This window comes from Bradyrhizobium sp. SZCCT0153 (genome assembly GCF_018129995.1).
GTDB classification, from domain to species: Bacteria; Pseudomonadota; Alphaproteobacteria; order Rhizobiales; family Xanthobacteraceae; genus Bradyrhizobium; species Bradyrhizobium japonicum_G.
In genome coordinates this window covers 13,047-26,351 of record NZ_JAFCKS010000013.1, presented here as the reverse complement: position 1 = coordinate 26,351, position 13,305 = coordinate 13,047, and the positions used below count along the sequence as shown (strand labels likewise).

At 65.6% G+C, this 13,305-nt stretch carries 12 protein-coding genes; 8 read left to right on the top strand and 4 right to left on the bottom strand.

Going from position 1 to position 13,305, the window contains the following annotated elements; translation table 11 throughout:
- Nucleotides 1-180: 180 nt before the first annotated feature.
- The 3 genes from JQ572_RS32720 (at nt 181) to JQ572_RS32710 (ending at nt 2,806) form a co-directional block, all read left to right on the top strand.
- On the top strand, nt 181-1,815 hold the full coding sequence (locus tag JQ572_RS32720) for an isocitrate lyase (RefSeq protein WP_211386960.1): 1,635 nt from the start codon (nt 181-183) through the stop codon (nt 1,813-1,815).
- A gap of 31 nt (nt 1,816-1,846) precedes the next feature.
- A complete protein-coding gene (locus JQ572_RS32715) occupies nt 1,847-2,056 on the top strand; it encodes a DUF4170 domain-containing protein (RefSeq protein ID WP_008137787.1) in 210 nt (69 codons plus the stop codon).
- A gap of 195 nt (nt 2,057-2,251) precedes the next feature.
- Nucleotides 2,252-2,806 carry a hypothetical protein gene (locus JQ572_RS32710; protein WP_211386959.1) on the top strand — a complete coding sequence of 185 codons (555 nt, stop codon included), beginning with the start codon at nt 2,252-2,254 and terminating at the stop codon, nt 2,804-2,806.
- Between the two features lie 25 nt (nt 2,807-2,831).
- Here the strand turns inward: JQ572_RS32710 and JQ572_RS32705 are convergent, their stop codons facing one another.
- A complete protein-coding gene (locus JQ572_RS32705; protein ID WP_211386958.1) occupies nt 2,832-3,713 on the bottom strand; it encodes a metallophosphoesterase family protein in 882 nt (293 codons plus the stop codon).
- A gap of 92 nt (nt 3,714-3,805) precedes the next feature.
- Between JQ572_RS32705 and JQ572_RS32700 the strand changes: the two genes are divergently transcribed.
- The 5 genes from JQ572_RS32700 (at nt 3,806) to JQ572_RS32680 (ending at nt 8,061) form a co-directional block, all read left to right on the top strand.
- Nucleotides 3,806-4,297 (top strand): NUDIX domain-containing protein, encoded by a 492-nt coding sequence (locus JQ572_RS32700; RefSeq protein ID WP_211386957.1) that lies wholly within the window; start codon nt 3,806-3,808, stop codon nt 4,295-4,297.
- 48 nt (nt 4,298-4,345) lie between these two features.
- Entirely contained in the window at nt 4,346-5,497 is a 1,152-nt protein-coding gene (locus JQ572_RS32695) for a hypothetical protein (protein ID WP_211386956.1), read from the top strand.
- Nucleotides 5,494-6,429: a glycosyltransferase family 2 protein gene (locus JQ572_RS32690; RefSeq protein ID WP_211386955.1), complete on the top strand. Its 936-nt coding sequence runs from the start codon at nt 5,494-5,496 to the stop codon at nt 6,427-6,429. Before JQ572_RS32695 ends, JQ572_RS32690 begins: the two co-directional genes overlap by 4 nt.
- Before the next feature lie 115 nt (nt 6,430-6,544).
- Nucleotides 6,545-7,060: a GNAT family N-acetyltransferase gene (locus tag JQ572_RS32685; protein WP_211386954.1), complete on the top strand. Its 516-nt coding sequence runs from the start codon at nt 6,545-6,547 to the stop codon at nt 7,058-7,060.
- A gap of 311 nt (nt 7,061-7,371) precedes the next feature.
- Nucleotides 7,372-8,061, top strand: coding sequence for an alpha/beta fold hydrolase (locus JQ572_RS32680; RefSeq protein ID WP_211386953.1), 690 nt, complete (start codon nt 7,372-7,374; stop codon nt 8,059-8,061).
- Between the two features lie 57 nt (nt 8,062-8,118).
- Here the strand turns inward: JQ572_RS32680 and JQ572_RS32675 are convergent, their stop codons facing one another.
- From JQ572_RS32675 to JQ572_RS32665, 3 genes are all read right to left on the bottom strand, one after another.
- Nucleotides 8,119-10,518: a TonB-dependent receptor gene (locus JQ572_RS32675; RefSeq protein ID WP_211386952.1), complete on the bottom strand. Its 2,400-nt coding sequence runs from the start codon at nt 10,516-10,518 to the stop codon at nt 8,119-8,121.
- A gap of 148 nt (nt 10,519-10,666) precedes the next feature.
- Nucleotides 10,667-11,071, bottom strand: a complete 405-nt coding sequence (locus JQ572_RS32670; protein ID WP_211386951.1) for a DUF2946 domain-containing protein — start codon at nt 11,069-11,071, stop codon at nt 10,667-10,669.
- Nucleotides 11,072-11,216: 145 nt separating this feature from the next.
- Nucleotides 11,217-13,280 carry a hypothetical protein gene (locus JQ572_RS32665; protein ID WP_211386950.1) on the bottom strand — a complete coding sequence of 688 codons (2,064 nt, stop codon included), beginning with the start codon at nt 13,278-13,280 and terminating at the stop codon, nt 11,217-11,219.
- Nucleotides 13,281-13,305: the final 25 nt, after the last annotated feature.

Sequence of the window (13,305 nt, the reverse complement as noted above, 5' to 3'; positions counted from 1 at the left end):
TAATTACAAATTAACATCTATTACATGTTCTGATGTTACATGACATCACCATTCAAATACAAGCCCTCTATACGAACTTCCCTTTCTCGCGTTTAGCTCAAGACACGCATTTCGCAATGCACTGTCAAAAATGTCGATGACAACGCCAAGAACTTTGTCATCAGCGAAAGGATCGAGCAGATGAACTACCAGCCCCGTGGCATCAACGCCCTCCAGCGCCCGGCCTCGTATCAGAGCGAGATCGAGGCGGCTCAGGCGCTCCTTGAAACCAAGCCGACCTGGAACGGGGTGACGGCCGAGGCTGTCGCGCGCATGCGCCTGCAGAACCGCTTCAAGACCGGCCTCGACATCGCCCGCTACACCGCGGCGCTGATGCGCAGCGACATGGCGGCCTATGACGCCGATCCCACCAAGTACACCCAGTCGCTGGGCTGCTGGCACGGCTTCATCGCGCAGCAGAAGCTGATCTCGATCAAGAAGCACTTCGGCGGCAAGACCGATCGCCGTTACCTCTATCTCTCCGGCTGGATGATCGCCGCGCTGCGCTCCGAGTTCGGACCGCTGCCCGACCAGTCGATGCACGAGAAGACCTCGGTGCCGGCCCTGATCGAGGAGCTCTACACCTTCCTGCGTCAGGCCGACTCGCGCGAGCTCAACGACATCTTCCGCAACCTCGACAAGGCGCGCAAGGAAGGCGACAAGACCCGCGAGAAGGAGTTGATCGAGAAGATCGACAACTTCCAGACCCATGTCGTGCCCGTCATCGCCGACATCGACGCGGGCTTCGGCAACGCCGAGGCGACCTATCTGCTCGCCAAGAAGATGATCGAGGCGGGCGCCTGCGCGCTGCAGATCGAGAATCAGGTCTCGGACGAGAAGCAGTGCGGCCATCAGGACGGCAAGGTCACCGTGCCGCACGAGGTGTTCCTGGCGAAGATCCGGGCCTGCCGCCATGCGTTCCTTGAACTGGGCATCGAAGACGGCGTCGTCGTGACCCGCACCGACTCGCTCGGCGCCGGCCTCACGCAGCAGATCGCCGTCAGCCACAAGCCGGGCGATATCGGCGATCAGTACAACAGCTTCCTAGATTGCGAGGAAGTGACGCCGGAGAATGCCCGCAACGGCGACGTCATCATCAACCGCAACGGCAAGATGCTGCGTCCGAAGCGCCTGCCCAGCAATCTCTACCAGTTCCGCGCCGGAACGGGCGAAGATCGCTGCGTGCTCGACAGCATCACCTCGCTGCAGAACGGTGCCGACCTGCTCTGGATCGAGACCGAGAAGCCGCATATCGAGCAGATCGCCAAGATGGTCGATCGGATCCGCAAGGTGGTTCCGAACGCGAAGCTGGCCTACAACAACTCGCCGTCGTTCAACTGGACGCTCAACTTCCGTTGGCAGGTCTACGACGCGATGAAGGAAGCGGGCAAGGACGTCAGCAAGTATAACCGCGCCGAGCTGATGAAGCCGGAATACGACGATACGCCCCTGGCCATCGAAGCCGACGAGCGCATCCGCACCTTCCAGGCCGACTCGGCGAAGCGTGCCGGCATCTTCCACCATCTCATCACGTTGCCGACCTATCACACGGCGGCGCTGTCAACCGACAATCTGGCCCGCGAATATTTCGGCGAGCAGGGCATGCTGGGCTACGTCAAGAACGTCCAGCGCGCGGAAATCCGTCAGGGCATCGCCTGCGCCAAGCACCAGAACATGGCCGGCTCCGACATCGGCGACGACCACAAGGAATACTTCGCCGGCGAGGCTGCCCTGAAGGCGGGCGGCGCCCACAACACGATGAACCAGTTCGGCTAATACAGAACGGCTTCTTGAGAGGAGAGCGACAATGACCAAAGGCAGCAATTTCTGGGTGATCGGCGGCGAGTTCGGCTCGATGAACTTCCACAAGCTCGTCGAAGGCTCGGCCCAGGTGCAGGGTCCGTTCAAGACCCGCAAGGAGGCCGAGGACGCTTGGCGCTCGGTCTCGGAAGAGAACCGCCACAAGGCCGGCGTCCGCTTCTCGATCGTGGAAGAGCCGTCGCGGGTCTCGGCCTGACGGCGTTGCCGCGGGCCTGAATTAAGAAGACGTCCAAGGACGGATGGTCCCATCCGGCGCAAGCCGGGTGGGATCGTCTGTTTTTGGCACAGGTGAAGGGAGCTGTGGGCGCCGTAAGTGACTGGAATTGTGGACCCTTTGCGGAGGGATTGGTTGCTGATAGGTTAATGGAGGTAAGTGAGGACGAGGCCGACCATGTCAGAGCCCGAGACCAGCGGGACCCATCCCGGCCAGCCGCGCCCGGTGCGGCTGCGCGATGCGCTGTTGCGGGCGCGGATCGAGGCCGCGGACCGGACCGGCGTGGTCGTCGATTTGCGCGATGCCGAGGTGGCGCGGCTCGAGATCCTCAACGACGCGCTCGATCCGCTGTTCGCCCAGGTGCCGGATAAGATCGACCTGTTCGACCGCGGCGTCAGCCAGGGCGACACACCCAGGCTCTGGATCGACGTCGTCGCCCACATCGTGATGGGGCGCGACAAGCGGATGTACCGCTTCGTCCAGGATACCCGCTTCGGCCGCATCGTGCTCGCCGAATCCCACGACACTTCCGTCATCGTCGAGGCCGTGACCGATTATGTCGCGCGCCGCATGATCGAGCGCGAGCATGCGATGGTGGTCCCGCCCGAGCCGAAGCCCGCGGCCGTCGAGCCGCCGCGCCGCTCGCGCGTCTGGCCGTTCGTGCTGGGGTTCGTGCTCGGTGCCGCCGCGCTGTTCGGAGTTGCCGTAATGGCGGCGCTGCGAAGCTGGTGAATTTTGCGCTCGCAATGACGGCGAACTAGATCAACCGCGCATGCTTGATCTGCCCGATCTGAAATCCGGCCCCCAGGCCCCGCACCGTCTGCTCGCAGCGCCAGCCGGCATTGTCCTTCTCGATCGTGAACAGATTGTAGGCCGCCGCCGGGTAGTGCCCGTGCGCGAGCGCGGAGGCCGACGGCACGCCGAGCGCCGGAATGTTGCCGTTGGGACCTTCGAACCACATCGTCGAATGAATGTGGTCGTGACCGTGCAGGATCAACTCGACGCCGTGGCGCCTGATCAGCGCCAGCAATGCGGCAGCATCGGTCATCCGTTTGTGGCGCGCGCCGGACTTGAGCGGATGATGCACCAGCAGCACGCGGAAGACGTCCTCGGCCGCGAGCCGTTCGAGCATCTCTTCGAGGGACGCGAGCTGATCGCGCCCGAGTGTGCCCGTCGCCATCAATGGCAATGTCGGCACTGCCGTGGACAGGCTGATCAGCGCGAGCGGTCCGCGCCGGCGCAGGCTGGGGAAGCCGATGCGGCCGTCGTCGCCCGCAAGATAGGGCGCAAAGGTCTCGCCGAAGCGGTGAAAGGTAGTGCGGACATAGGCATCGTGATTGCCGGGAATCGTGGTGACGCGGTCGGGCGGGCCGACGCCGTCGAGCCAGGCGCGCGCCGGCGCGAACTCCGCCTCCAGCGCCAGGTTGACGAGATCGCCCGTGACCGCGATGTGGTCGGGCGCCTGTGCCTGCATGTCGGCGACGAGGGCATCGAGCACCTCGCGGCGCTGGTACTTGTGGCGGTTGCGCGTCCAGTTGACATAGCCGAGCACGCGCTTGCCCGCGAGCTCGATCAGCCGCGGCTGCGGCAGCGGCGGCAGATGCGGGTCGGACAGATGGGCGAGCGTGAAGGGGGCCATGGCGCGCGATTGCCTCGCTATTCGACCGCTGTAATGGCAAGGTCGCAGGCTCCGTGCAAGCGGGGCCCGGGCGGGGGCCTCTTGGGAGCCTGATGGGGGAACGTCTGAATCACGTCCGACGGACATTCGAGCCGCTGCTGCGGCGAATCTTCCACGCCTATTTCCTGCTCGTCCGCGGCATGACGCTCGGCGTCCGCGCCGTGGTGCTGGATGCCGACGGCAGGGTCTTCCTGGTCAGGCACAGCTACATTCCCGGCTGGTACCTGCCCGGCGGCGGCGTCGATCTCGGCGAGACCATGGAGCAGGCGATGCGGCGCGAGCTCAAGGAGGAGGGGGATATCGATCTCACCGGCGAGGCGGTGCTGCACGGCATTTTCCTCAACAACCACGTCTCCCGCCGCGACCACGTCGCGGTCTACGTCGTCAGGCAGTTCAGGCAGGATCGCAAGCCCGCGCCCAACCACGAGATCGTCGAATGCAGATTCTTCGCGGTCACCGCGCTGCCCGAGGGGACCACGCCCGGCACGCGGCTGCGGATCGCGGAAGTGCTCGACGGAAAGCCCCTGATTGCGACGTGGCGCTGAGGACGGCCTGTGCTAGTAAATCGCCGCACGGCGCGCCACGGAAACCGGATGAAGATCGCCAAACTCGCCTTCGGCCTGATCTGCCTCGCGATCCTCGCCAGCAACATCGTCACGATGTCACGCTGGAGCGAGGCGCGCGGGGTCTATGACGACATCTGCTATCTCCGGCAGGCGCATCTGTTCCAGCGCTTCGGCGCCGACGGGCTGAACACGGACGCAGCCCGGGACGACGATCGCTATTTCGAAGGCAAGATGAAGGAGATCGGTTTCCCCGAATGGCGCGACCCGATCCGCTGGCCCTGTCACAATCCGATGCCGAACGGCAAGATCGTGATCCAATATCCGCCGGGCACCGGATGGCTGCTGGCGCTGTTTCCGGAAGGGCACCAGGTGGTGCCGCTCTGCATTGCCGCCAGCCTGATCGTCTGCGGCCTTGCGCTGCTCGGCATCTTGATGGCGCGAACGTCGCTCTCGATCGTGGGGGCGGGTGTGTTCGGCGCCCTTGCCGTGTATCTCATGATCAATCCGGCGAAGGCGAGCTATTCGATTCCGCCGACCTTGGCGATCTGCGCCATCGCGGGATTCCTGACGGCGCTATGGCTGATCAGGAGCAGGTATAGCGTACCGTCGATCGTCCTGGTTGGCCTCCTGCTCGGCGCGTCCGTCAATTTCAGAGTGCCGAATGCGCTGCTCGCGGCCGGCTATTTCATCTTCCTCGGGATTCGCTTTCTGTGGTCGCGCACGCCGGCCAATTTCGTGCAAGGCCTCGGCTTCGGTGCAGGCGTGCTGGTCGGCATGGCGCCGACATTGATCGCCCAGGCCGTCAACGCCGGCAGTCCGCTTGCGACCACCTACGGCAGCGCCGACGTGGTCGCCCCGGGCCTCGACCTGGCCGTGCTCGGCCAATATCTGCGCGACATGCAGTTCGTGCTGATCGCGCTGGCGATCGGTTTGACGGCGTGGCTGTTGCGGGCGGGCGAGGCAAGCGCGCGGCAGGTCGCCCTCGTTGCCGCCGGCAATCTTCTCGTCAACCTCGTTTTCTTCCTGAGCCACCCGATCTTCACGCCCTATTACATCCTGCCGATCGCGATGCTGTCGCTGTGGAGCCTGTCGTTTGCCTGGCTGATGCAGCCGGCGGATGCGTACGAGGCCGCGTCTTTCCGGCGTGAGCCGGCCAATCTGGGAGCGCTGCCGCGATGACACCGGCGCAACCTCGCATCGCCGTGCTGGTGCCCTGCTACAATGAGGAGGCGGCGGTCGCGAGCGTCGTCGCCGGCTTCCGGACGGCGCTGCCCTCGGCCGAGATTTACGTCTACGACAACAATTCGCGCGACCGCACGGCCTCCGTCGCGCGCGAGGCCGGCGCGATCGTGCGCAGCGAGCGGCGGCAGGGCAAGGGCAACGTCGTGCGCCGCATGTTCGCCGATGTCGAGGCCGATATCTACGTGCTGGTCGACGGTGATGCGACCTACGACGCCCCGAGCGCGCCGCGCATGATCGACAGGCTGCTCGACGAGCATCTGGACATGGTGGTCGGGCTTCGCATCGACCAGTCACAGGCCGCCTATCGTCTCGGTCACCGCACCGGCAACCGCATGCTGACCGGCTTCCTGGCGTGGACGTTTGGCCGGGACTTCCAGGACATCCTGTCCGGCTACCGCGTGTTCTCGCGCCGCTTCGTCAAATCCTTCCCTGTGCTGTCGGACGGCTTCGAGATCGAAACCGAGCTCGCGGTCTATGCGCTGGAATTGTCGCTGCCGGTCGCCGAGGTCGAGACGCCCTATTACGCGCGGCCCGAGGGCTCGTTCTCCAAACTCAACACCTGGCGCGATGGCTCCCGCATCCTCGGCACCATGCTGAAGCTCTATCGCGCCGAGAAGCCGCTGCGCTTCTTTGGCGCCATTGGAATCCTGCTGGCCGCGATATCGATCGTGCTCTCGATCCCGATCGTGATCACCTTCGTCGAGACCGGGCTGGTGCCGCGATTCCCGACCGCCATCCTGTCGATGGGCCTGATGATCATGGCCATGCTGTCGGTCTCGTCCGGGCTCGTGCTCGATACCGTGACGCGGGGGCGGCGCGAGATGAAGATGCTGGCCTATTTGTCCCAGCCCGCGCCGAAAAGGAGTTGAACTTGGGGACCGCGCCCATGGACCTCCACAATCGCAGATGCTACTCCGCTTCCTGCATTGACGCGTTTTCTTAACGCGAACCGGGATCCACTTCGCTCGAAGACGCTATGCTGACATGACCGATCTCTCGCTCACCATCCTTCCCGAAGCCGCCGGAGACGCCCAGGCGATCGAGCGGCTGCACGAACGCACCTTCGGCCCTGGCCGTTTCGTGCTCAGCGCCTACCGGATTCGCGAGCACGTCGACCATCTGCTCGACCTGTCCTTCACCGCCCGCATCGGCACCCTCCTGGTCGGCTCGGTCCGGCAGCTGCCGATCCTGATCGGTGAGACGCCGGCGCTGCTGCTCGGACCGCTCACCGTCGAGCCGCCGTTCCGCAGGCACGGGGTCGGCCGTCTGTTGATGGAGCGCGCGCTGAAGGACGCCAGGGCAAAGGGCCATGCCATCGTGCTGCTGGTCGGGGACGAGCCCTATTACAGCCGCGTCGGCTTCAAGCGGGTAGAAAAGGGCCGCGTCACCATGCCGGGCCCGGTCGACGCCGCGCGCGTCCTGGTGTTCGAACTCGTCGACGGCGCGTTCGAGGGGGTGTCGGGGCAGGTTGGTCCCGACTGGAGCAAGGCGCGGGGCTAGCCGTAGCGCGCATAGCCCCGTGAATTGGAAGTCCCGCGGCTGCGCCACATATTCCGGCAATGACGGTGCGCAGGCAGCCATCCGGCTGCGACGCGCTCCCTTCTTTCCGCCTTCCTTTGTCTGTTCGCACGGAAAAGGCTTCGCGCTCTGCTTGCGCGGCTTCACCAATAAATCCCAAGCGGTATTGTCGCGCAGGCCACGCATGTTGCTGCACTCACCGGGACGACGACAGCGCGAAAATCCGACGCTGTGCGCGGCCGCAAAAAGACGCGAGTCCGGCTCGTCCAATTTGAAAGAAAGAGAGACACACCATGGCAATCGGGACCGTCGTGCTGGTGCACGGAGCTTTCGCGGATGGCTCTTGCTGGGCCAAGGTCATTCCTCTTCTCACCAAACGGGGGCTGAGGGCACTCGCCGTTCAGAATCCCCTGAGCTCGCTTGCCGATGACGTCGTGGCGGCCCACCGCGTCGTGGACATGCAGGACGGGCCGGTGCTCATGGTCGGACATTCCTGGGGCGGGGCCGTGATCACCGAGGCGGGCAATCATCCCAAGGTCAAAGGTCTCGTTTATGTCGCCGCGGGTGCGCCGGACAGCGGTCAGTCGTTCGACGCGTGGTGGAAGCCCTACAAGCCGGCGCCCGGCGCGGCCGAGATCAGGCCTTATGGCGAAGGCTATGTGGCGCTGACGCAGCAGGGCGTCCGCAAGCACTTCGTCCAGGATGTCCCGGCGGACGAAGCCGACATCGTCTACGCAACGCAGGGACCGCTCGCGGTCAGATGCTTCGGCGACACGATCTCCAAGGCGGCCTGGCGCTCGAAGCCGTCATGGTACATCGTCGCGGCACAGGACGAGACCATTCCGCCGGAGGTGCAGCGGGACTCGGCCAGTCGCATGACCGGAGAGACGCTCGTGCTCCAGAGCTCGCATGTGCCGATGCTGTCCCAGCCCGAGGCCGTCGGGGAATTCATCGCAAAGGCCGCCGCGTCTATCGAAGGATAGGGCAGCGCCAAGGTTGGCGAATGCAGTCGAGGCCGTTTGGCCCCGACTGCAGCAAGGCTAGAACTTGAAGTTGGCAAATGCCCTGACGCCGATGCCGGGCATCAAGACCTCGTCCTTGGTGTAGGACACCGAGTTGCGGATGTTCTCGTTGAGCAGATTGTTGCCGACGACGCCGGCAATCATCTCGCGCGCACCGAACCAGTTGCGGTCGAGCCTGGTCTTGTAGCTGACCTCGGCCTTCAGCAAATTGTAGCCCGCCGTCGGCGTCTCCGCGATCACGGCGACGTTGTTCTGCGCGAAGGCGTGCAACAGATTGACGCGCATCAGCCAGTTGTCGTCGCGCCAGAACAGGCCGCCACCCATCCGCAAGGGCGGAATCCGCGGCACGTTGGTGCCGTCGGTGAAGGTGGCGCGGACCAGGTCGAACTGGTTCTCGATGCCCCAGATGCCGCCCTGGAATGCGCCGACGTCGAGCTGCGACTGGAACTCGCCGCCGCGGAAGTTCGCGTCCCGCTGCGAATAGACCGCCTGGTTCACCTCGGCGCCGGGCGTGCCGCACGAGGCAAAGTCGTCGCCGCACATCACGCCGGTGAGACGGCGATAGATGAAGTTGTTGAAGTGCGTGTAGTAGAGGGTCGCCTCGAACCGGAACGGCCCTGTCGCCTTGCGCACGCCGAGCTCGACGGATTTTGCCGTCTCGATGGTCAGGTTCGGGTTGCCGATGTCGAACGTCGCTGTCGCATCATGCGCGCCGCGCGAGAACAGTTCCGCCGCCTTCGGCGCGCGCTCGACATATTGCGCGGTGATGCTGCCGACCATGCCGCCCGGCAGGTCCTGCAGCAGGCCGATGCTGCCGCTCTTCGGCGTGTAGGACGGATTGCGCGCGATGCCGGCCTGCGGCGTGCCGTCGGGCAGGAAGTCGGCGGGAAAATCCGGCGTCGTGCCGTGCAGCTCGACATGCTCGATGCGACCGGCGATCTGCGCCCGCGTCGCCTCCGTGAACTTGAACTCGTTGAAGGCGTAGCCAGCGACGCGCGTGCTGTTGTTGGGGTCCCACAGCCCGTTGAACAGCGTGCCGGGATTGTCCGGGCTCGGCGCACTCAGTTCCTGATGACCGACCTGGAAGCCGAGCGCCGTCGTCACCTCGGCGAAGCGCGCGTTGAATGGCATCAGCTGCACCTCGGTGCGGATCTCCTGCTCCTTGTTGGTGAAGGTCTGCCGTACGCCGTCGGTGTTGGGGTCCGCGGGATCGGCAAGCCCGATCTCGTTGTGCCGGTAGTCGGTCGCGCCGGCCCAGAAGCGGATGGCGTCGATCGCGGCCGCGTCGGGGTGGTACTCGCCCTTGACGTTGATCTTGGTCTGGTGGCCGTCGATCCGCGTGTTGTGGTCGGCGCCGTCGATGCCGGGGATGTGGTAGAGCGAGTCGTTCTGGGTGATGGCCGCACCGATATAGCCACCCTGGAAGAAGTAGGAGCCACCGATCGATGCGCCGTCCGAGCGCGTTGCCGAATTGGGCTGGCGCCCGTTGGCGACCGAGCGGGTCTGGTCGGCGAGATACGGATAGCTCGGGATGCTGTAATCGGTGGTGTTTCGCCCGTAGACGTCGGTATGGAACGCAAAATTGCCGCCGCCGGTGTCGAGCAGCACCCCGCTTTCGATACCGCGATCGACCGAGCTGAACGCGCTGCGCGTCTCGGCCATGACGCAAGGCGATGTTGCTGCGGCCGCAAGCGGCGCCTTGGTCGGCATGCCGTAAGCCTGGAACGATGGAGCGCAGGAAGGCAGCGCATCCGGAATCCGGTTGTTGGTGGCGCTGACGACGCCGCCGATCGAGGTCGAGCCGTAGCGGAGCGCAGCAGGCCCGCGCACCACCTCGACCTGGTTGGTCGCGAGCGGATCGATCGGAACGAAGTGATCCTCGCCGAGGTCGGAGGCGCCGCCGGCATTGGTGCCGTTCTCGACGATGCCGACCCGGTTGACGTCGAGGCCGCGAATGATCGGCCGGCTGGAGGCGCCGGGCGCGAAGCTCGAGCCGGTGATGCCGGGTTTCGAGAACAGCAGGTCGCCGAGCTGGCCGCCGCCCTCGCGGCGGATCTCCTCGTTCGGCACCACGGTGACGGTGGCGAACTGGTTGGTCACGACCGGCAGCACGCCTTGCTGAGGCGCGGCGGGCGTGGACGTTCCCGGCGTCGCATCCGCCGTGCGTTCGTGGCTGCGTGCCCGGCCGGTGCGCGCGACGCGGACCGGGCTGCGGGTCGGCACCACTCTACGCACGATGGGACTCGGGGCCGTCACGGTGACGGCCGGGATCTCGGTCGACGACTTGTCCTGCGCGGGTTTGTCTTGGGCCAGCTTGTCCTGCGCCACCTCTTGGGCGAACGCCGATGTGGCGGCGGCGCCGAGCAGGAGCAGGCTTGCTCCGGCGAGATGCTGCACGCGTCGCAATTCAAATGACATGGTCCTGATTCCAGTCAGGCGCCGTCCGCATGTGTGATTGTTGATCGGAGGCGGCCTGCCGTCGCTGCGCGACGGAATTCGACTTCAACTGCTCCCGGGCAGCCGCCGACATGCGGCGAGCCCGGGCGTGATCAAGCGATGTTGAAAGTCAGGACGCGGGAGGGGCGCGGGGCTGGAACGCCGTGCCGGCCGATTTCAGGTGGATGAATTCGGCATCGGTGGTGCGGTAGAGCAGTTCGATCGCCTGCGGCAGCTCCAGGAGAGGCGGCGTCGAGAACAGAACGGTGCCTGCCATCGCGACCAGTGCGCAGATCGCGCAATTGTCGTCGCCCGGATGCTCCCGGTCGTGGCTCCCTGGCGATTGCTTCTGGACCGCGGCGCGGTCGATCGCAGCCGAACCCTTGGCGCTGTCGGTCTGCTGGAGCGATGCCTGGGCGAGGGGAGCGGCCTGGGCGAACCAATGGCTGTGGCCGAACGTCAGCGCGAACTGCACCAGCAGCGCGAACAACGCGAGCCGGGCACCGTGCCTGATATTCGACCGGAACCACTTCATCTGGAAACGCCACTCCACATCGCCAGGCGCCAAGCCTCTCGGCTTCCTGCGATGTTATAATGTAACATCGCAGGAACGATCGGCTCATGTCAACGGAAGTCAGACGATCTCGCGTGGGTGGCCGCGCGATGTGTCGTTCGGGCAACTAGCGCCCTTCGCGGACCCAGGTCGCCGCAAACGCGCCGAGCAGCAGCAAGAGGCCGATCAGGCCGGCGAAGATCGGCAGTACGCCGACGCCCTTGACGACGCTGGCGTCGCGCATCCGCACGCCCATCCAGCCGTCACCATGAAAGACGCTCGCCGAGCGTACCGGCAGGATGCGCGGCAGCTCGACACTGGTGCCGTCGACCACGCGCACGGCGTTGCCGCCGGTCGCCTGTGTCAGCGGCTTCAAGGTCTCGATGGTGGAGGTGACTTCCGAAAACTCCTTCGGATTGGTCGGGCCGACATTGATCAGCGCCTTCAGCGTGCCGTCGGTGGCCTGCCACAGGCCGAGCTCGCTCGCCGGCAGGCTGGCGCGCCACTCGCCGGGATCGCCCGGGTTCAGCGTCAGATCGCGCGACACGCCCGACGGCGAGGTCACGCTGACCGGCTGGACGCTGTCCGCCATGGTCTGGCGCACCACGACGAGATCCTTGCCCTGCACCTGGAGGCGCAGCGCCTCTTCATCGAGATCCGGCTGCTTCATCAGCCAATGCGACATCCGCCGCAGCAGATCCAGATGCGGCCCGCCGCCCTCATAGCCGCGCGCCCACAGCCAGATGTGATCGGAGAGCAAGAGCGCGACGCGGCCTTCGCCGAAGCGCGACAGGAACAGCAGCGGCTTGCCGTCGACGCCCGTCATGACGGGCGGGTTGACGGCATTGCGCGTATCGACGGTGCGGAAGAACCGGCTCCAGCGCGGCGGCTCGCTGGCGGAGCCTTCGAGGCCGCGCGTGACCGGATGGCGTTTGCCGACGTCGGACAGGTGAGCATAGAACGGCTTTTCTGTCACGCCGACGGGTTCTGCCGGCAGTACCGAATCCAGCGGCGTGCGCCAGATGCTGGTATTCGACGCATAGTCGGGGCCTGCGGAGACCAGCACCGCGCCGCCGGAGCGGACGTAGCGCGCGATGTTGTCGAAATAGGCAATCGGCAGCACGCCCTGGCGCGCGTAGCGGTCGAAGATGATCAGCTGGAATTCGTTGATCTTCTGCTGGAACAGCTCGCGGGTCGGAAACGCGATCAGCGACAATTCGTTGATCGGCGTGCCGTCCTGCTTCTCCGGCGGACGCAGAATGGTGAAATGCACGAGGTCGACGCTGGCGTCGGACTTCAAGAGGTTGCGCCAGGTGCGCTCGCCGGAATGCGGCTCGCCCGAGACCAGCAGCACGCGCAGCTTGTCACGCACGCCGTCGATGGCGACGACGGCGCGGTTGTTCACCGGCGTCAGCTCCCTTTCGAGCGGGGAAGCCTCGATCTCGACGATGTTCGGGCCGGCATGCTTGATGTCGACGTCGACGCTGGCGGCCTGGCCGCTCGAGAGCGTGCGCTCGTTGATCACTTCGCCGTCCCTGCGCACCGTGACCTTGGCGCGCTCGCCGCTGACGCCCTGGTCGTCGAGGCGATAGCTGATGGTCTGACTCTGGCCGACGATGCCGAAACGCGGCGCGGCCGTGATCGCAATGCGGCGATCGCGCTCGTCCTTCTGCCCGGTGATCAGCGCGTGCACCGGCGCCTGGAAGCCGAGCGCCGCGGCGTTCGCCGGGATGTCGTGGACACGGCCGTCGGTGATCAGGAAAGCGCCGGCGACGCGGTCGACCGGCACGTCCGACAGCGCCGAGGCCAGCGCGCCGAACAGCTTCGTGCCGTCGGTCTCGCCGTCGGCCTGTCCGGCGTCGACGACGCGGACCTCGAGCCCCTTGATCTTCTTCAGGCTGTCGACCAGCGCTTCCTGCGCAGCTGCGGCCTCGCGGGTGCGATTGCCGAAATTCTGGCTCGGGCTCTTGTCGACGACGACGGCGGCGACCGAGGTGAGGGGATCGCGGTCCTCGCGGGTGAAGGAGGGATTGGCGAGCGCCAGCAGGAACAGCACCAGCGCGGCGACGCGCACGGCAGCGCCGCGGGCACGCGCAAGCAGCAGCACGAGCGCGATGACGACGATCGCGGCCAGTGCGAGCCACAGGACGATCGCTGGAACGAGCGGCGTGAACGCGATGCCGTAATTCATATTGTGCTTCTACTAGCTGTGAGCG

What these genes read in the sequence shown, in the direction of transcription:
- JQ572_RS32720 (WP_211386960.1), top strand. Translation starts at nt 181, where the DNA reads ATGAACTACCAGCCCCGTGGCATCAACGCCCTCCAGCGCCCGGCCTCG.
- JQ572_RS32715 (WP_008137787.1), top strand. Translation starts at nt 1,847, where the DNA reads ATGACCAAAGGCAGCAATTTCTGGGTGATCGGCGGCGAGTTCGGCTCG.
- JQ572_RS32710 (WP_211386959.1), top strand. Translation starts at nt 2,252, where the DNA reads ATGTCAGAGCCCGAGACCAGCGGGACCCATCCCGGCCAGCCGCGCCCG.
- JQ572_RS32705 (WP_211386958.1), bottom strand. Translation starts at nt 3,713, where the DNA reads ATGGCCCCCTTCACGCTCGCCCATCTGTCCGACCCGCATCTGCCGCCG.
- JQ572_RS32700 (WP_211386957.1), top strand. Translation starts at nt 3,806, where the DNA reads ATGGGGGAACGTCTGAATCACGTCCGACGGACATTCGAGCCGCTGCTG.
- JQ572_RS32695 (WP_211386956.1), top strand. Translation starts at nt 4,346, where the DNA reads ATGAAGATCGCCAAACTCGCCTTCGGCCTGATCTGCCTCGCGATCCTC.
- JQ572_RS32690 (WP_211386955.1), top strand. Translation starts at nt 5,494, where the DNA reads ATGACACCGGCGCAACCTCGCATCGCCGTGCTGGTGCCCTGCTACAAT.
- JQ572_RS32685 (WP_211386954.1), top strand. Translation starts at nt 6,545, where the DNA reads ATGACCGATCTCTCGCTCACCATCCTTCCCGAAGCCGCCGGAGACGCC.
- JQ572_RS32680 (WP_211386953.1), top strand. Translation starts at nt 7,372, where the DNA reads ATGGCAATCGGGACCGTCGTGCTGGTGCACGGAGCTTTCGCGGATGGC.
- JQ572_RS32675 (WP_211386952.1), bottom strand. Translation starts at nt 10,518, where the DNA reads ATGTCATTTGAATTGCGACGCGTGCAGCATCTCGCCGGAGCAAGCCTG.
- JQ572_RS32670 (WP_211386951.1), bottom strand. Translation starts at nt 11,071, where the DNA reads ATGAAGTGGTTCCGGTCGAATATCAGGCACGGTGCCCGGCTCGCGTTG.
- JQ572_RS32665 (WP_211386950.1), bottom strand. Translation starts at nt 13,280, where the DNA reads ATGAATTACGGCATCGCGTTCACGCCGCTCGTTCCAGCGATCGTCCTG.